This window comes from Emticicia oligotrophica DSM 17448, assembly GCF_000263195.1.
GTDB classification, from domain to species: domain Bacteria; phylum Bacteroidota; class Bacteroidia; order Cytophagales; family Spirosomataceae; genus Emticicia; species Emticicia oligotrophica.
The window spans coordinates 1,444,105-1,464,133 of sequence record NC_018748.1 but is presented as its reverse complement, the minus strand read 5'-3'; the positions used below and the strand labels follow the sequence as shown (position 1 = coordinate 1,464,133).

Genomic DNA, 20,029 nt, shown 5'->3' with positions numbered 1-20,029 from the left:
TTAATCTTACAATTCTCTAAAAATTAAGCTTTGTTGATTAATTTTGGAGAATATTCATTTTAAACAACTCTTATGAAAAAAAATAGCAGTTTACTACTAGCCTTAGCCTTGGTTATGATTAGTAGTTTTTGGGCTTGTAAATCGGTCAAGAATACTTACATAGCTGTTAATCAATCACAGCCTCGTTATGATGATACTACTCTTTTCGCCGAAAATTCTCCTTTTTTAATGCCTTACAATCGCATCATTGATGGTGCTGGTGAGTCGGTTAATTTTGGAAATCCCGACCTTGAAAATCATAGCCTCGATTTAGTGATGATTCCGAATACTTCATTGGTTTTGGTTGAAGACCGTTACGGTTTGGCCGTTTTTGATGCAAAAACCCACAAATTGGTAAATCGTTGGAGTTATGATAAAGTATCTCAGTATAAAAATTATATGAGTTCGTTTTCGGGCATTAAAACCGTTACTTTCAAAGATTCAACTTATATTTTTTGGGGAACTGGTGGCCGTGAAACACCAAATTCATACGTCATGCAAGCAACGTGGACTGGTAAAGAAATTAAGTTTTTAAAAGCCTTTACATTCAAAGCAGAAGCTCCTGCTGCTATTGCTTTGCCAAATGAAGTAGAAGTAAAGCTCGAAAATGGGGAGTTATTTCTTTATACAGTTTTGAATGGAAACAATCAAATTGTAAAAGTAAATGTCAATACGGGCGAAGAAGTATGGAAACAAACCACAGGAGTTGCACCTTATGGTTTAAAGATTGTTGGTAATCAGGCTTTTGTAACCAACTGGGCAGGCCCAATAACTAATCCTGCCGATGGTAAAGAAACTGCGGGGGTACCTTGGGGAAGTGCTTACATCAACCCACAAACTGGGGCGATTTCGAGAGGTACGGTTTCGGTTTTTGATATTTATTCTGGAAAATCCATCAAAGAACTCAACGTAGGACTCCACCCCAATGCCATTATTGCAAGTGCTGATAATCAGTTTTTATACGTAGCCAATGGTAATAGCGACCACGTTTCGGTGATTGATGCCCAACAACTGCAAGTGATAGATTCGATTTATGTTGGACTATTCAAAGACAATGAAAAACTGATTGGTAGCACTCCCAATGCATTAGCTTTAGATAAAACAGGTTCGATACTTTATGTAGCCAATGGTTTAGATAATGCTGTGGCGGTAGTTTCTTTAGGAAAACGTGTGAGTAATACTGGCTCAGGACAAAGTTTAGTGAAAGGATATATTCCAACACAAGCGTATCCATCAGGAATTATAGTCAATGAAAATGAACTATATATTACCAATTTAGAGGCGGTAGGAGCAAGGGCTGCTCATAAATTAAACGATGGTATCAAGGCTGATAAAGCGTATAATTCCCACAAACAATTGGCTTCTATTTCATTTATTCCTTTACCCGATGAAACTTTACTCAAAACTTTCACCGAAAAAGTAAAAAACCAAAGCTTATATAAAAGAGCAAAATTGGCGGAACTTCTACCTCGAAAAAATGTAGCTCCGAGGCCTGTTCCCGAACGCATTGGGGAACCTTCAGTTTTTAAACATGTGCTATACATTATCAAAGAAAATCGCACTTACGACCAAGTTTTGGGCGATATGAAAGAAGGAAATGGCATGGAATCGCTCTGTATTTTTGGCGATAGCATTACGCCAAACCAGCACAGTATTGCAAGAGAATATTTATTGATGGATAATTACCACGTTTCGGGGAAAGCTTCGGCCGAAGGTCACCACTGGGCAAGTGCGGGTATGGTGACTGATTATACTGAAAAAAGTGTCCGTGCTTGGTTTAGAAGTTATCCGCACGTGTTGTATGATGCCTTGGTTTACAATAAAAAAGGATTGATTTGGAATAGTGCTCTCGACCACGGAAAAACTGTGCGAATTTATGGAGAAGCTTGCACCTGTGAATTCGATGAAAAAGCCTACGATTGGGCAAAACTATACGAATTACAACAAAAAGGTGAGACTTTTCCTTATACAAATACAACCACAATTTCGAGGGTAAGACCAATTTTAGCAAGTGATTTTCCGGGCTGTGATAATGAAGTAATTAGCGACCAAATGCGAACTGATGCTTTCTTGAAAGAATTTAAAGCTATTGAGGCAAACCCTAATGCTTCTTTGCCGAATTTAATGATTATGTCGTTGCCAAATGACCATACTACGGGCCTAAACCCTAAATTCCCAACGCCGAGAGCAATGGTTGCCGATAATGATTTGGCGGTGGGGCGTATTGTGGAAGCCATCATGAATAGTCGCTTTGCAGATTCTACTGTAATTTTTATCAGTGAAGATGATTCGCAAGCGGGCTGGGACCACGTAAGTGCCTACCGCACGACTGGCTTTGTGGTAAGTAACTATTCTCGTCTACAAAAAACAGTACATACCAATTATAATCAAACATCATTATTGCGTACAATTGAGCAAATCTTGGGTTTACCTCCGATGAATATCCTTGATGCCACCGCCTCGCCAATGTTTGATTGTTTTACTGATAAACTCAATACTGATTATAAGTTTACGCACAAGAAAAACCTCGTTCCTCTAGATGAGATGAATAAACCTGCCGAAAAACAAAAGGGAGCAGCTTTGAAATTCACGAATCAGTCAATCAAGTTTGCTTTTAATCGAATTGACCGTGGAAATGATAATATGTTGAATCGCATTATCTGGTTTTCAGCCAAAGGTACAAAACCATATCCAGCGAAGATGTCAGGTAGCGAAGAAGAGGAAGACGAAGATGATGATTAAGAAAACATGAGTCATTCCGAGGCTATTTACTAAAAGGCGATTCATTTTTTTAGTTCATTGCCATCAGTTTAATGATGGCAATGAACTAAAAAAATTACCCATTAAAATCTTTATATAAAATTCAGGATGAACGAATAGCTTAGGTCAAATGTAGGCCTAATACAAGCCCCCACATAAGTACAAAACTAATCAGTAGCGAGATATTAATGAGCGTACCCGCAATTCGGGAATCAAAGTTAAGTTCATCAGAAAAAGGTAAAATTGTTAATCCCGAAGGTAAAGTTACGCATACAACAAGCACAGCGTAAAGTAGCGTATCGTGCGATAAACTAAAATAAAGACCCAAAACAAATAAAAGACCCACAACGTAGCGAATTACCAAGACCTTTGAAATAGCCAAGAATTGCTTTTTATTTAGCTCGAAACTCAAGTAAATGCCCATCAATAATAAAACCAGAGGCTTATTGGCTTTGGCGATTGTATCTAAAAAATCGAAGAAAAACGGAGGCATTTCAACGGCCGATATATTAATTGTTAGTCCGATAAACATACCTAAAACTGGCGGCAAACTAAATATTTTTTTGATTAAAGTTTTAAATTCGGGTAAACCTTTATGATTAGCAGAAAAATAACTCCCAATCGGATAAACTACCCCGAAAGTCATGATTGTATTACCGATATCAAACATTACAGCATAAACCATCGCCTCTTTGCCAAACAAGCCTTCGATAATCGGAAAACCAAACAACCCAACATTGAGACCACCCGCACCCATAGTCAGAATCCCACGCAAATCATTAGGGTATTTGGCAAACCAAACCCACGCAATGGCTATCATGATAGAACAAAAAGTAATACAAAATAATGGAAGTAATAGAAGAGAGGTGTCTAACTTCACACGAGCTGTTGAAATAATCATCAAGGCCGGAAAAGTGGTGTGCATTAGAAACTTCGAAATTGTTTTACCTTCTTTTTCGGTAATGAATTGATACTTTTTCAAGAAAAACCCTAAGCTGATAATGGCGAGGGTGAGAATAAAAACACTATTGGTTTGACTCATTGGGGTAAAATCCGCTATTTTTTGCAAAAGTAGGTAAAGATAAAGAGCGAGGGTAGCACAAATAGAAATAAATAGCCTGAATGAAGCAATTTGGTGGCAATTAGTCGATATAATCAAAGTATTACCTCGAAAACTTATTCGGAAATATAAGAAAATTGTAAATTAGAGTCGTAAAATAAATATTCATCCCTTCCAAAAATTAGCTTAACATGAAAAAACTTTCGTTCTTACTCTTCTTTCTATGTACAGTAAGCTTCACTTTCGCCCAGAAAAAAGAAAAAAAAGGCTGGATTTCGCTCTTTGATGGCAAAACCTTCAATGGCTGGCACATCAACGAAGACCATCCCGCCACATTCTCTATTGAAGATGGCACGATTAAAGTAGCGGGTGAGCGTGCCCACATGTTTTATGAAGGAGAAGTGGGTAATCACGACTTCAAAAATTTTGAATTAAAAATCAAAGCCAAAACATTACCTGGCTCAAACTCAGGTATTTTTATTCATACAGATTATCAGGCCAAGGGGTGGCCCGAAAAAGGCTATGAAGTTCAAGTCAACCAAACGCACACCGACTGGCGTAAAACGGGTAGTTTATATAGTTTTGAAGATGTAAAAGAAAATTTTGCAAAAGACAATGAATGGTACGAATACCACATTATTGTACAAGATAAACACATAACCATCAAGATTGATGATAAAGTGGCAGTTGATTATACCGAGCCAGACCCACTACCAGAAAAACGCGGTTTGAAGCATCTCAGCTCTGGCACAATCGCCCTCCAAGGTCATGACCCTAAGAGCATTGTTTATTTCAAAGATATTAAGATTAAGATTTTGAAGTAATTTGTATTTCCTCAGGGTCTCGCGAAAAACTGAGACTCTGAGAAAATAGAATTGATTCTAATTTGTTTAATAAGGCTTTGATAAATTCGATTTTTGAAAAAACAATTTTTTTATGCAAGAAGGCGGTTTACTGATCTACGAAGGGAAACCTTTAAGATTATTTGGCTTAGATTTTACCGAGCTGGTGTATGTTGAGCCGGGTGATTTTATGATGGGAGATAATGAATTAGCAATTTGTTTCGAAGAGGGCTATTATATTGGTAAGTATTTAGTTACGCAAGAATTGTATAAAGAGGTTACGGGCTTAGACCCATCAAGAATTAAAGGTCATCATCATCCCGTAACAATGGTTTCATACGATGATATCGGCGATGGGAAATATAGTTTTTTGTCAAAGTTAAATGTGGAAATTAAAGAAAAATATCCTGATTTAAAAGGAGAGTTTTGCTTACCGAGTGAAGCACAATGGGAATATGCTGCCCGAGGAGGTAAATGGTGGGATAAACCCAAATTAGAATATTCTGGAGGAACAGAAATCAACGATTTAGCTTGGTATTCTGAAAATTCAAATAAGCAAACTATGTCAGTTGGCTTAAAGTTACCTAATGCATTGGGTATTTATGATATGAGTGGAAATGTATGGGAATGGTGTGAGGATAGGTATGGTTATTTGAAAGATAAGCCTGTAGATGGAAGTGCCTATGAAGAGCAGGGGAAACTTAATCAAAGGGTTTTGCGTGGGGGTAGTTTTTTAGATGGTGCGGAATACTGTCGTGTTACTTATCGTAATAATTTTAGCCCCGATTATAGAATTATTAGTTTTGGGTTGAGGTTGGTGTTTCAATAGTTTATATCATGATTCAGAGTTTCCTTAAAGCCTCCGTTTTTCATTGGTATTTTCCGTTCCATCAGGATCTTTGGCTAAGGATATTGATGGTATTGTACTATCAAACACAGACATCTTGATAATAGGTTAAAACTACGAGTTCATTTACTTCATTCAAATCATAAAACCTTGCTGAAGGAGAGGATATAGTAAATAATCACTGATTGAATCCCATAATCTACTAATTGGATAATCTAATTTTTGAATGATAAAATTTTGATTAAAGCACTCCTTTGCATCAAAGCTTTCTTTAAATACTTGGTGCAATTTTCCCTTTTTGTCTTCTTTGACTTTTACGCCCTCTTCGAGTTTTGCTAATAATGCTGATTTACCTGCTTGCTCTAATCTTTTGACAATTTCATAAGCCATCAAACGCTTAGCATTACTGATGATTTTAAATGGGCATCCCCATATAATTCGGATGCTTCTTTGGGTAAATAAAGCATACAATGTAAATAATTTGGCATGAGTACATAACCTACTGTTTTAATGCCTTTCTCGTTCAGCAGCTTAACCAATTATAGATATTGTCATATAACGTGGTTTCTTCAAAAAGAGGTAGCCATTTATAGCAAGTAAATGTTACAAAGTAGATTGTTGCTCGCTGGTCTTGTCTTACCTTTACTGCCATGTTTTTGTTCTTTGTGTTTTTAGATTATCCCTATTTGCTTAGACCAATGTTCCCTCAGGGTCTCGAGCCGAAGACCCTGAGGGAATAAGAAGGTGTATTTCAATACCAAAAATATATTTTCAAGTTCGTCCGTAAGTTTAAATTGACCCTTTCGACGTGATTTGTACTATACTGCTTCGTACTATGGATTTTGTTGTTTATTAGATACCGATATTAAAAGTCACTATCTTTTTGGTACTTCGCTCTAATGCCAACACAATCCAAATAGGTTTATCTTTCTTTTTGATATAGGTTCTGAGTTCATCGACTTCAAATTCTTTTCCTTTTACGATGGTTGTTTGTTGGATTTTCGCTTCAATTTTACGAATTCGTACTAAAACCGAGCTTGCCAAAATACTTAAAAGCCTTGCTATTGAGCGAATACCATAGCCTTCTTTTATCAGTGCAACAATATTCGGGCTGGTGCAAGGCTCACAAGCCTTATAGGTATAATCTAACTGAAATCTTTTGTTGCATTCTTTGCATTTATATTGCTGTTTACCCAATATTTTTCCATTTTTTACAATATTACCACTACATTGTTGAGCATCTGATAGGCTCATCCCCAAATCTGTAACACGAATGCTCTAAGGATGCTGCCATTAAATATATATTTATCGGTGAATTTCTAATTCTATTCTTTAATTATTGGTTTTTTGCTTTGAAATATTTTGATTTAATGCTCAATTTTCTCTAAAATGCTTATCCTCAAATTTGGAACACCGCCGTTATTATCAGTAATTGTAATCCAGTTAGTTGAAGCCCTACTTTCATATCCATAACCTATTGTCGTTCCTTTCTCATGTCTATCTTTTAAACTAATATCTATCGCTGGTGGTAAAGGTACTGGGTTTACCTTCACGATATTATCACTAAAGAGTAGAGGAGTATCTATCATAATCTTTTCAAGACCCTATTAGGAATTCGGTCTTCGCTTCTATTATTTATCATCTGTGTCTGATAGATTTTATACATCTCTTTGGCTTTTGCAAAATCTTTCGCTGCCCAATACGCATCACCCAAATTTAGGTAGGCAACAGTTCGGAATTTGTCAAAACCAATTACAATATTTAAAAGATAGATAGCCTCTTTATTCATATTGATTTCTTCTAAGTAGTAGCCTAAATTATTAAAAAACTCAATTGAGTCTGGAGTTCTCTGATATAAACAGAGTAAATATTCTATCTCTGACTCAGTAAAAGTATTTTTAAAGAAAGAATAGTTTTTTCTTTGATATTCCTCTTTTATTTTTTTGTTATAAACTAAAACTGGTAAGTACGAGAGAGTCTGTGTTGAATCAAGATTGATTTTATCTAATGAGAAAAAATCAATAACTTTATTTGGTCTTCTCCATGAAATGATTGTAGGATTAGGTTCAAAACCTACTTCCTCTATATCTTTTTGAAAATTAGTTTTATTCTCAATCACTCGGACAAAGGCTAAAGACCATCTATTGAGACGAAGATCATTTTTATATATAAATTGCAATTCACTATAATACCAACCGCCTATGGTGTAAGTATATACAAGATTAAAAAAGGTATTTTTGACAGTATCAACACTTGAAAATGGAATTGTAGGATAAAAGCCACGTAAAGTATATTGGTTTTTTGCTTTATTTTTACTAAAAAATATCTCATTTTCTTTTTTTACTGAATCAATTTTTTTTTCGTTCTTATAAGCTATGACAAACTTTTTTTTAACCTTCTCTTCATTGAGTATTTTATTAGACAATGAAATACCGTCAAATCTATTATTATTAATAAAATTAATTTTTTCCATGTATTGGGCTTTAACTTCTCCAAGCATAAACATAACAAAAGCAAGCGTTGCCATGACTTTCATATTTAATTGGTTTCTTCTAAAATAATGTTCCATTTTTTTATATATATTTTTTCTTTATTAGTCATTTTATTTTCAGGTTTTGCTAAAATAGCATTTACTTTGTCAATATCCCATAATTCTTTGGCCCTTAAGTAACCTTTTAGTGCCTCATTTGTGTCTTTTTTTGCACCTAATGGGTTATACATTTTAGGGGTACTATCGTGCCAAATTCCCCATTTAAAAGCAGCATCTGCATTGTTATATATCCTACTCCTTTCAAAAGGAAAACTTAAGAGTTCAGAATTTTTTTTATTTAAGCATACAGAAGCATCTAATCCAGACATAGCATCCGTGAACCTATCGTTTCTATCATCAATATTATTATAGGCACCATTAACTTTATAAGAAATATACAATAAGTCGTTATCATCAGCTATTGGATTTAAATTTGTTTCACTCCAAAACCATCCTGCTGAATAAACGCTGTGTGGCAATTTTTCCATTTTTTCTTTGTTTTCTTGTGTAGAGGTAACATCTTCATTGGCAAAAAGACCATACTTAGTGTAATTATCTTTACCTGTAATCTGAATTAATCCTCTGCCTGGAAATCCGCCATAAGAATCATTACTTTTTCCACTTTCTCGATTATAACGAAAACTTCCAGATTCGTGTAGAAGAGTACCTAAAAAATGAGCTTTTCTCAAAATAGTATTTATTTCATTAGCAAGCATAGTCTGGTTAAGAGGTTCTAAATATTTTACTCTATTGGCTTTGCTGGCATGTGGAGCTATTGTTTTTAATTGTTCAAGCGTCAAATCTTTAGCCATATCACAATTAGCTTCTCCTCCAAGATACTGCTTTAAGTCTTGAAATTCCTCTTTGTTATTATTAGTAATTGTAATCCAGTTAGCTGAAGCCCTACTTTCATATCCATAACCTATTGTTGTTTCTTTCTCATGTCTATCTTTTAAACTAATATCTATCGCTGGTGGTAAAGGTACTGGGTTTACCTTCACGATATTATCACTAAAGAGTAGCTGTATGGCACTTACGTTAGTTGTTCCATCCGATAATACCAATGGTTGATAATATTCCATCACACCGTCTTTTTTCTTTACCATACCAAACGCTATTTCATAGTTATGAATAATATCACTAATGCTGACACTCTCTTTTTTATCAATATTGCCTTGGCGTATGCGTGCCAATATTACCTTATGGCTTCGGGTAAATCCTACTCCACATCACTCTTCTTAATCCACCCTTCAACTATCTTTTTGCCATAATATCTTATTTTTAACCATTCACTCTTTTTTTCTAAAATCTCTATCTCATTCCCTTTTACTAAATACATTTTAGTTGCTACATTGGGAGTATTAAACAAATTAGATTTAGGAACCAATATTGTTTTCAACCTTTTTCTTCTTAATTCTTTAATTTTTTTAATAATTTCTGCGGGAATACTATTTACACTACTATAAACCAATCCGCTTTGAGGTTGTCCCGGTGTCCAACCATATCCATATTGAATAAATATATTTTCATTATAAAAGTCATACGTATATAAGTGTGCATCTATAATTTTAAAACCCTCTCTTTTGATATGAATGATATTGGCACTCATCATTTTATTTGTAAAATCTAAAGACAGGGTATCTCTTAAAAAACTTTTATTTTGTATATCATTGAAGAATTTTATGATTAAGCTATCATTATCATATTCTTTTGAAATAAAAATATTCATAACACTGTCTGATAAAAAGTGGTATTCAACCTCTTGAAGGCTTCCTTTAAAAGTCTCTTTATCTTTTGGATAATAGTTAGCATGATATCTTATATTTTTTTCAAAAAATACAAATTGTTCATAATTCTCATATTTATATTTTGGGGCCAAGTTTTCAGTATCTAATTTCCAAATCTTATTTAACAAATCTTCAATTTTAACTCTTTCTTGTGAAATAGCGTCGAAAGAGAAACATACATACAACAAAATGAAGTATTTAATTTTCTTGTTTTTTTTCATAAATTTTATTTTTTTAATTTGGAATATGCTTTTTCAAATATCTCTTTTCTTTTCTCGCTGGCATCTAATCCAGTATTAATTTTTTTGGTAATTTTATCGAACTCATCTTGTGTAGAGCCGCTTTCTATATTATCAGCGGTTTCATTACAATCAGTTTTATCCCAAAACCACATTCCCGATAATATTTCTAATTCTATATTCTTGAAACCTTCGTCTGGTTCCGAGAGAACTTTATTGTAATCGTGGCTAAATCCATTTTTTTGGAGCCAATTATCAAATGCCACATATTGTTTTTTCCAGGTTAGCTGCATAATCCCATGTCCTCTGTAACGGAATCCATCGCAACTATTCTCATCTCCATTTCCTCCTTCGCATCGATATACATAACAATACAAGTTTTTTCCCGCAGTTTTCGCATCTACTTCTCCCCCATCACATATATATTTCTTGGGTACTTCTGAAATATCAGACCAATCATTTTTTTTCTTTCTTGGTTTATTTGCATTTGAGGGAGCATCTGGGCATCCTTCTTTATCAAATGGTATTTCCTTCCATGTTAATCCAAACCAAATTCTCCAACCTTTACTTGATTCTTTAAAACAAGTACCCTCACCACTTTTTGCACCCATAGCTGTAAGCCTACCTGACTCCCATCCAATTTGACCCAAAAAATGACTCATTCTGAGAGATGAGTTTATGCCAAACTTATCACTATATTTATTAATTAAGTTGGCTACCTCAATACATTTGTCCAATGAAGGCTTTTTACATTTATTTACATCATCACAATATATTTCTCTTAATTGTTCGCCCGTAATCGGGAAAGTAGCTGTATAAGAAGGTGGATTAAGATATTGCTTCAAAGCTTGAAATTCCTCTTTGTTATTATTAGTAATTGTAATCCAGTTAGCTGAAGCCCTACTTTCATATCCATAACCTATTGTTGTTTCTTTCTCATGTCTATCTTTTAATGATATATCAACTGCTGGTGGTAATGGTACTGGATTTACCTTCACGATATTATCACTAAAGAGTAGCTGTATGGCACTTACAGTAGTTATTCCATCTGATAATACCAATGGTTGATAATATTCCATCACACCGTCTTTTTTCTTTACCATACCAAACGCTATTTCATAGTTATGAATAATATCACTAATGCTGATACTCTCTTTTTTATCAATATTGCCTTGGCGTATGCGTGCCAATATTGCCTTTATGGCTTCGGGTAGTTGATAAAGTACTTTTAAAGCTGTTCGCTCTGTTTCCTCAAACGTACTTAGTATGGTTGTATTATAGCCCCCAGCTGTTATTGTATTGCTGTAACCTTTGGCCATTTCGGTGCCAAAGGCTGTGCAGTTTCCTGTCTGTAAGGCTGCCAAAATAGCTGCTTGGTCAGTTGGAGTCGTAAAATTACTAAGGTCGCTGTTATCACTATTTTTGAGAGCTTGCTCTACCAAAGCAAACATCTGTTTGGCATTGGCTTCGCTCATGGTGCCATCTGCATTCTTTAGAAAACTTTTGCCATTTTCGTCTTTAAGCTGTCCAATATCTTCACATAGCTTGGCTAAATAGCCAGTGGCTGCTGTGCTCATCGGTATTGGGGCATTACATAAATAAGTCTCCGTTCCATCAATAGTTGCTGAGTTTAGGATTCTGCTATTGGGTTCAGTTTCTGAATTAGGGTCGGCACTCGCCGTAGTTGTAATAGGACATGAGTTGGTACCCAATGGTCCCAGTGGTAAATACGGTGTCTCTGTTTTACATACCTCTTTACTATGAGTAGCATCACTAAAGCATCGTAATATTAGCTTTCTTGGAGCAGTAGCACTTCTAACAATTCTTAATGTTTTAGATGTTCGTTCATTAGCAAACTCTCCTGTTTCGTTTGCTAATGTAATAGCATAATACGGGCAAGCATTATTATCAAGTGTAAAGGTATGTTGGTCGCTGGTATAGTATCTGCCATCCCAACCTCTTTCTTGAAAACAGGTCGGAGATTCGCCCCAAGTTAGGGTTGGGCAGTCTTTTTTTGTAGAAATGGTTATTTGGCGTTCGCATTTTGGTAAATCACATGTCACTTTCCCTATGCCTGCTGATGTCGGTACTTCAAACTGAAAACTACCACCATTAAGACCTCCCAATTTTACTATATTGTTCCAAGAAATCGAACCATAACAACCCAAACCCTTGACGGTTGTTGTTGTGGTATAACTCTGAATAGGTTCCACCCTAAAATCACTGCATGGGCGAACAGTTATGGTTACCTTGCTGGCATCGCACTGTTGTCCTTCGTAAGTACAGGTAGCATAATAGGTATTATTACTAACGGTTGGTCTTACATTATTGGGGTCTGGAACGTTCCAAGAGATAGTACCTGGGCAATTATAACTATTAGTAATACCAAGCGAAATTGGATATTCTTCGTTTTCATAATACACATCTCTTGAAGCAAGAGTAGCAAAGCCAGCCCTTGCACAATCTGTGGGAGTTGGTCTAATCAGTTTGGTAATGGTTGTAGATGCTTTATTATTAACTGTACAGAGCGAGCAGGTTACAGTAAAAATTTGTGGGCTTGTTGGTGGTGTTATAGAAAGAGTTCTAACCATACTTGTGGCTACTAATCCATCGTTCCATGTAACAGTTCCCCCACTACATCCCACTACCGTCATAGTAATATCGGTTGTAGTTTCGATGGCATTTTTCGATGCCAATATTTTTAAATCTGGGCATGAGGAAGACACGGTGCTATTTTTTGTAGTTGTTGGGCAACCTTCCAAAGTACATGTAGCCGCATAATTCCCCACCTGTGTAACGGTAATGCTTTTTGTGGCTTCTGCTGTCGTCCAGTTAATAGAGCCACTTTCACAACCATTGGCTGTAATTATTACACTTTTTGATGAATTTATCGGAATAGAAGCTGTAATTGGCTCAACTGTAAAATTAAGGTTACCGTTGATTTTAACTTGTGATGTACCTACTTGTCCTCCTTTTTGGCAAGTAGCTGCGTAATTATTCTCTCCACAAGTAGAAATAGTTACTTTTGCAGTATTTACACTAACTATGGTACTATTATTTGGCCAAGAAATTGTTCCACCAGTACAACCATTGGCTGTAAGCGTAATGTTTTCGCCGATGTTTGCTTCTGTTTTATTGGCCGTAAGTGTGAAATTTTCACATGGAATTTTAGGTGGTAAATCTGTAATTACATCAATAATTATTGTTTTACTGCAACCATCAACAATATCACAGGTGGCTGTGTAGGTTGTTTTTTCAAATGGTCTGACAATTATCTCATTTCCACTCTCTCCATCGGCATCACCTCCTTGCCAATTGATTGTTCCAGCCGAACAACCTTCAACTGTTAGGGTAGCCGTCTCACCCATTTTTACACTGTTTTTACCCGTAGAAGAAGCAATATCAAGGCTACATGGTTTTACTTTTATTGTTACCGATTCTGCACATTGTGGGTTGCTACATTTGGCGGTGTAAGTAGTGTTTTGCAAAGGCGTTACAAATATCTCAGTTCCTTCATCAATCAGTGCATCTCCTTGAAACCAAGTTATATCACCTACACAACCAGAATTTTCAGTTACTGTTAGTGCTACATCCTCTCCCATTTCAATGGTTGCTGGAGCTTCGAGTGCAAAACAGCTTTTACTTAAAATATTGATTGTTACGCTTTGTTGCATAACAATATTATCTTTAATACAAGTAGCAATATAGGTTGTTGTTTGTATTGGTGGAGTGCTGATACTAATACTATTATTATTGATATTTAACTCAACTTGTGGCGAGCTACTCCATGTTAAATTTCCATTACAATAAAGAGCATCTATTTTTACTGGATATTCGGTAACTGGAATATCAAGCACTTTGCCATTATTATACGTTTTTGGATTACCTGATAAGTCTTGAGCCGTGACGAGTAATCCTAAACTAACTGGATTCTTTACATAAGTTTCTGCTACGCACGAGCTACGTCCACAGATTGCAGTATATTTTTTATCAATTGGAGGTACGGTGATACTTGGTTGTTGAGTTAAAACGCCTTTAATACCTCCAGTACCATCATCCCATATTACAGTATTACCTGCACTACATCCTGCTTGTGTTAGTGTTATTCCTCCGTCTGATTCTATTTTTTGAGTGATACTGAAATCGCAGTTTTTTTCTTTTGTGTTTATAATTGTGGATTTTTTACAAATCATTCCATCCATAAAAGAGTAAGTTGCTGTAACAATACCTGAGCTTTTCGGCTCAACAACTTCAAAAACTTTTATTGAATAACTCTGTTCAATATTCTTAGTGTATTCTTGAATGTCTTTTGATTTACCACTATAATCCCAAGATGTTTTTAAAGCACTTGGATATGCCGCAAAACATTTAAGTGAAAAAACGTAGTGGTCACATTGGCCTAAGCCCCAAAAACCACAACTTAAATTATAATTTATTGTTTGACTTATTGAACAAGCACATTTTTCTTCCTCCATAATTCCAACATCTACTTTAGCGATGCAGGTACTTTCTTCTGTTTTACATGTGGCAGAGAATGAAGAATTATCAACAGGTCTTACTGTGATGATTTTTTCATAGCCTATTTGGTTATCCCAAGAAAAGTTTCCAACACAACCATTTGCGGTTAAAATTATAGGAGAGCCTGACTCTACAATATTTTTTGAGGCATTGAGAGTGAAGTATTTACATATTTCAGGTTGTACGCTAATTAAACTTGTACTTGTACAAGACTTTGTTTCAATGCCGTCTGTTATTTCACATACTACAGTATAGCTTGTATTTTGTGGTGGAGTAACGACTAACATTTTTTTATCGGAAGAAATAGTGGCAGTTTCTCCATTTTGCCAAGAAATTATGTTTCCTTGAATAACTCCCACGTCTTCTCCACCATTGTACCAACTAATTGTACTGCCACAACTGGCAGTGAGCGTTGTTTGTTCTCCTTTTGATATATTTAAGTTACTAACTTTTAAAGAAACACTACATAACAGACCTGTTGTAAACTCACTATTTGCTGCGTCACTTACCAAATTATCACTAAGAGCTATTACTTCATATGGATAAACTTCTGTTGGGTCTAAATTATCAATAATCACTTCATTTGTTTGAGGGAAAATGGTATGCAATTCACCATCTCTACTTTTATAAATCAACTTATAACTTTTATGTTTAGGGTCTTTGTCCCATGATAGTTTTGTGGATTTTCCAGTTAATTTAGTGCTAAGTAAATTAATTGGAGGTGGTAATTTATGCATTAATGTCTTAAATGCTCCTTTCTCATACCTGTCCACCACTTCATCCCCCACATATCCTTCAATCTTAAAACCATACTGGCTGTTTTCTTGTAGTTTTTTGATGTCTAAACGATTTGAATAAACGGTTTCAAGTAATTCCCCACCATCAGCGGTTTTGTAACTAATTACGTATTTCGTAAAACGAGGGTCGCCTTGCCAAGTGAGGGTAGCTTCGTTATAGCCAATATTAGTAGCCAATACATTTTGTATTTTGGGCGGTTTAGGTGAGTTTTCTTGCTGTAATGCCTTTATTTTCTCAATAATGGCATCAATTTTAGCCTTTAAATCAGGAATAGTCGGATAACTTGTTCCTGCGGGCGGCGTTCCGCCTTCAATGGTTTGTTTGTCGGCATTGAGTTGGGTCAAGATGGCCGTCATATCGCCCAGAATTTCGGCTATTTTAGGGTCAGTTTCGCCCGAACCAAATACCTCCGAAAACTTATCTTTCCAAGTACCTACTGCGGTTTCTACGCCTTTTGTATAAGTCAGTAAATCCTGTTTTTCTTGTGGGCTTGCTGTTCCTTTGGTCGCTATTTCGCTACCTTTTTCTTGGTATTTTTTTATGGCTACTTCTAAATCACCATGAAAAACCGTAGGTTCGGTGAGTTTAATAATATCGGCAATGGTTCTAACTTGCTCATTTTGCAAGTCAGTTTGGCTAATTTGGCAAGTGCGGAAATAATCCCCCACCTCATAGACACAGCCGCCTTGTGTACCTGCTTCACCTTTTTTTGCCTTGATACCCGAAAACTCAACGGCCATGAAAGCGTTATCAAGGAAGGGTAATCGGACAAGCCCCTTACCAGAAAAGGGACTACTTCCATTGGTTGCAGTTACTAAAACAGCGTAATCGTAAATACCCAGTACATCGCCTACATTGAGCGAGCGAAGGTCTTCGGCATCAACTGGTGGCAAGTCAACGAATGGATGATTAGGACTACATTCGGCATAAGCATCGGCATCCGTCACACATTTGGGTTTGATGATTTTGTTGAAAATACCTTCCAATGTTTCCACGGGTCTTGTCGTACCATCGGCGTTGAGTGTTACGCCAATGGTGTAAGGGTCAAGAATAGCAGGGTCAAGTTCTTCCACTTCTTCATCAAACTCCGAATCATCAATTTTAAATGTGACAGGGTCAGTACTGGCATCACCCGAAGGAAGCAAATCTCCTGCACTGAGGGCGGTCATCGTATTGGTATTATCTCCACAAGCCGAACTTAATTTGAATTCATAGACTGTTTTATCTTTCAATCCACTAATGACCGCATTGTTATTATTCAAAGGCAATGAGTTCCAAACAGCTGTGCTTGCCTGCTTATACCAACCCGTAATGGGATAAGTCTCGGCATCTTCGGCAGTGGCTTCACAAGTGATTTGCACTCTTCCTTTACCAATTGGATTAACCACCAAACCTTCGGGGGCTATGCAGGGCTTGCCATAGCTAAAAGTAACCACTTGACTTTTTCCCTCATTTTCGTACTCATCGGCTCCATTGGCATCGCTTTCTTGTACCTGTACGGCATAGCGTTTTCCTTTCTCCAGCGGAATATTCCCTGCTACATAATTAAAATAAGGATTGGTAGTGGTAATTTCGATGGGCTGAATTCCGCTATTGGCTACTACATTGGGGTCATCATCATTATTAAGTGGGTAAATTCTAAGTTTATAGGTTTTTCCTTGGGCGGCATTCAAGGAAGCCGTGCTGCGACTTGTCCAAGAAAACAACACATTTTGGGGGGTGGTTACGGGCAGAATCGCCCCATCCTGCGGGATATTGATGATGGGCGGATAGTTTTTGAATACATTCATCAAGGCCATACCCGTATTCGATACTTGTCGATTTCTGTCAATTTCGTAGGCTTCTACTGTCCAAGTGTAGAGTCCTTCAGGCAAACGTCCACCATTATACAAAGCACTAATATCCACGCCATCGACGACTAAATTAGAGATATTGAAATACTCGGCTAAATCACTGGTGGTCAGCATTCTTGGTTGTCCAGGGATTAGTGTCAAGGTCTGATTTGGAATAAAGCCATCTACGGTACGAATATCAATCCCAACGCCCGACAAACGGATTTTTAGATACACATCCACCGAATGTTTAGTGAGGTCTTTGAGTAATAAATGCACCTTGAACATATCGGTACTGGTACTCAACTCTGACCATTTCAACGAATAACTCGGCTTGACAATGGGCGTACAAGTAACGGGATAATTCTGTGCAAAAACAACCCCAAAACAAGTTGAGAGTAGTAATTGAACTAAAAGAGGTGTTTTTCCAATTCTTTTTGTAATGGATTTTATAGCGTAATTGATAGTCATGGTTAGTGTTTTTCATTGTATGTTATTTATTTTCATTGAATCACACGGATTGGTTGTATGAGATAGCTCCAAGCATTCTATGCGGCATCATTTGTGAATCAGAGTTATCGTTGATTTTCAGAATTAATACACAGCGAAAAATGATGGATGTTTGATTGGCAAAAATTATCTTCAACAATTGATTTTTGTAGCATCATCTCAGAACTGAAATATCATGTAGAGTAAAGCAGACAGCTCTGAATATAAAGTCTGGAACGGTAGTGGAATTAGTAATTTTATGGTCATAATGTTGTGATTGTATTTTTCAGGAAATTATTATTATGACTTTAGAATTGCAGATTGTCACATTTATAAAGAATATAACCTACTGGAGACAATAAGGATAAGAGATGGGTGAGTAAAGAAGGAGGTTTTGTGCAATTGATTATTGAAAAATGCTTGGATTAAGAGAAATATTAATTGAAAATTCAAAAGCTTTTTTCCGTAGATTATCTAAAATAAAATGGGTGAAAAAGTCCATACTTTCAATTACCCACTCTAAAAAATTAATTGAATTTTTACTGTTTGAGAAAAATATAAGGCTAAAACTATAAATCTGCATCAATCATAATTTGATTGCATCCAGAAGTTTTCAAAAAATATAGATTTGATTTATTTGTACTTTGTTTCTAAAAATAATAATATTTCTTTCTAAATCTACAAATAAAACAATCTATAAGTTGTTGATTATCAGTTTTTTGTTGAGAGTTTGTTTGTGCTTTATTTGTAAATTACCCAAAGTTTATTTGTAATATTTACATTACTTACATATTGGCTTTATACTTCAACCACACCTTTTCTTCGGGTTCTTGGAGTAAACTATCAATTAAGTTATGTAAATCTTTTTATTGCATAATAAATCTATTTACACGTTCTCCTCCACCTCAAAAGCCCCATGCAATAGTGCTTTGAGCAATTGCTCGGTGGCTTGTTGGTTGGCTATGATGTGTGCCTTTAGTTCTTTGGTTTTGCTCAATTGCTTTTCTATTTCGGCTACTATTCGCTGCTGCTCGGATAGGGGCGGAAGAGGGAAAAATAAATTTGTAACATCCTCTTTTTTTAGATTTGGTTGTTGTCCTTGTCCATCAAATTTATCTTGATAAATTTTTAAAACTATACTTGATGATAAAAACTGAAACAAGAAAGAACTTATAACACCTGAAATTGGTCGGATTACAGCTACTCTTTGATTTAGCAAAGATTGATGATATGAAGGAGGGCAAATACTTATTTTTAACCCTGTCGAAATGTAAGGACGAGTCAATGCAAGAATTAAATCCCCTTCATTTACAATGAATTGGCTATATTTTTCAAGAAATTCAAATGGTAGAACATCATCAGTCTCAATAATTTGCCCAACCCCTGCATTAGTTATTTTAATACATTTTACACCATTTCCTTTAAAAAAATCGGTACTTTCAAAATTATTTCCCGAAATGAAGTTAATAATTTCCCCCAACCTACACCAAACCCAATTGTCAGGAATTTCAAAAGGTATTTCTTCGGGTTTGATGGGTGGTAGCGGTTTTTCTTTTTTGCCTGTTTTGGCTTTTTCTGCTTTTATTCGCTCCAATAATTGGCTGGCTGGCTCATCGGTGGGGTCTTGTGGTACTAATTTCCCTTGCACCGCTTCTTGTAAAATAGCTTGGTTTAGGTTTTCTATGAGGGTGAGTTGGTGGGTATAAAGTTTGTCGGCTTCAAGCTCTTTTTCAACCAATTTTTTCTCCAACTCAACTATTTCTTTTTGCTTTTCAAGGCTCGGTACAGTTACAATTACATCGGCAATTTTATTCATCGGCAAACTTACATTTGCCATTCCTTTCATCTGCGAAACCAATAATTCTTCTCTATTCCAGTGCAAATAAATGTGCAGGTATTTAGCCAAAACAAAGTTTTCATCTTTCGGTATGACTGCACAAAGAATGCTGCCCAATGCAAATTTCCCTTCTTGGTATTTTACTCGTTTCATGCTGGCGTGTCCGTGTCCAGTAGAAGAAACTAAAGGAATAATAACCGCCTTAGTATCAAACTGATAAGCATTGTGTGTTTTGTTGGCTTCTCCCAAAGTAACCATCGTGTAAGCTCCATCAATGGCTTTCATAATGCCAGTTTCGCCTTTGGTGATGGTACAAATGTCTCCTAATCTATATTTCATTTATATCTCTCTATTTATCATTTGGCTAAAGCCAATTGGATAATTGTTTTTATGTTACCCCATTTGAAAATGGGGGCTATTCTATTCATTGAATTACATCTTGCTGAATTGC

At 36.0% G+C, this 20,029-nt stretch carries 12 protein-coding genes; 3 read left to right on the top strand and 9 right to left on the bottom strand.

What is annotated here, in order from left to right; translation table 11 throughout:
• Window positions 1-72 precede the first annotated feature (72 nt).
• A complete protein-coding gene (locus EMTOL_RS06080) occupies window positions 73-2,781 on the top strand; it encodes an alkaline phosphatase family protein (protein ID WP_015028391.1) in 2,709 nt (902 codons plus the stop codon).
• Window positions 2,782-2,920: 139 nt separating this feature from the next.
• On the opposite strand, the gene EMTOL_RS06075 is transcribed toward EMTOL_RS06080, so the two are convergent.
• On the bottom strand, window positions 2,921-3,868 hold the full coding sequence (locus EMTOL_RS06075) for an AEC family transporter (protein WP_305953187.1): 948 nt from the start codon (window positions 3,866-3,868) through the stop codon (window positions 2,921-2,923).
• A gap of 182 nt (window positions 3,869-4,050) precedes the next feature.
• On the opposite strand from EMTOL_RS06075, the gene EMTOL_RS06070 reads away from it, so the two are divergent.
• On the top strand, window positions 4,051-4,683 hold the full coding sequence (locus EMTOL_RS06070; protein WP_015028389.1) for a 3-keto-disaccharide hydrolase: 633 nt from the start codon (window positions 4,051-4,053) through the stop codon (window positions 4,681-4,683).
• A gap of 112 nt (window positions 4,684-4,795) precedes the next feature.
• The gene (locus EMTOL_RS06065; protein ID WP_015028388.1) at window positions 4,796-5,530 is read left to right on the top strand and encodes a formylglycine-generating enzyme family protein; all 735 of its coding nucleotides are present in this window, start codon (window positions 4,796-4,798) and stop codon (window positions 5,528-5,530) included.
• Window positions 5,531-5,683: 153 nt separating this feature from the next.
• Here EMTOL_RS06065 and EMTOL_RS06060 read toward each other — a convergent pair whose 3' ends face one another.
• The 8 genes from EMTOL_RS06060 to EMTOL_RS06025 all read right to left on the bottom strand — a co-directional run bounded on the left by EMTOL_RS06060 (window position 5,684) and on the right by EMTOL_RS06025 (window position 19,917).
• Entirely contained in the window at window positions 5,684-6,019 is a 336-nt protein-coding gene (locus EMTOL_RS06060; protein ID WP_305953186.1) for a hypothetical protein, read from the bottom strand.
• A 381-nt stretch (window positions 6,020-6,400) separates the two neighbouring features.
• Complete coding sequence (locus EMTOL_RS06055) at window positions 6,401-6,802, bottom strand: IS1 family transposase (protein WP_015028386.1); 402 nt, start codon at window positions 6,800-6,802, stop codon at window positions 6,401-6,403.
• Between the two features lie 113 nt (window positions 6,803-6,915).
• The gene (locus tag EMTOL_RS06050) at window positions 6,916-7,137 is read right to left on the bottom strand and encodes a hypothetical protein (protein ID WP_015028385.1); all 222 of its coding nucleotides are present in this window, start codon (window positions 7,135-7,137) and stop codon (window positions 6,916-6,918) included.
• Window positions 7,134-8,117 (bottom strand): tetratricopeptide repeat protein, encoded by a 984-nt coding sequence (locus EMTOL_RS21705; RefSeq protein WP_015028384.1) that lies wholly within the window; start codon window positions 8,115-8,117, stop codon window positions 7,134-7,136. The genes EMTOL_RS06050 and EMTOL_RS21705 overlap by 4 nt, the downstream gene beginning before the upstream one ends.
• Complete coding sequence (locus tag EMTOL_RS06040) at window positions 8,087-9,271, bottom strand: glycoside hydrolase family 19 protein (protein ID WP_015028383.1); 1,185 nt, start codon at window positions 9,269-9,271, stop codon at window positions 8,087-8,089. The genes EMTOL_RS21705 and EMTOL_RS06040 overlap by 31 nt, the downstream gene beginning before the upstream one ends.
• A gap of 26 nt (window positions 9,272-9,297) precedes the next feature.
• Window positions 9,298-10,086, bottom strand: coding sequence for an SH3 domain-containing protein (locus EMTOL_RS06035; protein WP_015028382.1), 789 nt, complete (start codon window positions 10,084-10,086; stop codon window positions 9,298-9,300).
• 5 nt (window positions 10,087-10,091) lie between these two features.
• Entirely contained in the window at window positions 10,092-17,723 is a 7,632-nt protein-coding gene (locus EMTOL_RS06030; RefSeq protein WP_015028381.1) for a fibronectin type III domain-containing protein, read from the bottom strand.
• Between the two features lie 904 nt (window positions 17,724-18,627).
• Entirely contained in the window at window positions 18,628-19,917 is a 1,290-nt protein-coding gene (locus tag EMTOL_RS06025; RefSeq protein ID WP_015028380.1) for a restriction endonuclease subunit S, read from the bottom strand.
• Between the last annotated feature and the right edge of the window lie 112 nt (window positions 19,918-20,029).

Bases quoted from the DNA above. Each gene is read 5' to 3' on its own strand.
- EMTOL_RS06065 (WP_015028388.1), top strand. From the start codon at position 4,796: ATGCAAGAAGGCGGTTTACTGATCTACGAAGGGAAACCTTTAAGATTA.
- EMTOL_RS06055 (WP_015028386.1), bottom strand. From the start codon at position 6,802: ATGAGCCTATCAGATGCTCAACAATGTAGTGGTAATATTGTAAAAAAT.
- EMTOL_RS06035 (WP_015028382.1), bottom strand. From the start codon at position 10,086: ATGAAAAAAAACAAGAAAATTAAATACTTCATTTTGTTGTATGTATGT.
- EMTOL_RS21705 (WP_015028384.1), bottom strand. From the start codon at position 8,117: ATGGAACATTATTTTAGAAGAAACCAATTAAATATGAAAGTCATGGCA.
- EMTOL_RS06080 (WP_015028391.1), top strand. From the start codon at position 73: ATGAAAAAAAATAGCAGTTTACTACTAGCCTTAGCCTTGGTTATGATT.
- EMTOL_RS06050 (WP_015028385.1), bottom strand. From the start codon at position 7,137: ATGATAGATACTCCTCTACTCTTTAGTGATAATATCGTGAAGGTAAAC.
- EMTOL_RS06025 (WP_015028380.1), bottom strand. From the start codon at position 19,917: ATGAAATATAGATTAGGAGACATTTGTACCATCACCAAAGGCGAAACT.
- EMTOL_RS06030 (WP_015028381.1), bottom strand. From the start codon at position 17,723: ATGACTATCAATTACGCTATAAAATCCATTACAAAAAGAATTGGAAAA.
- EMTOL_RS06070 (WP_015028389.1), top strand. From the start codon at position 4,051: ATGAAAAAACTTTCGTTCTTACTCTTCTTTCTATGTACAGTAAGCTTC.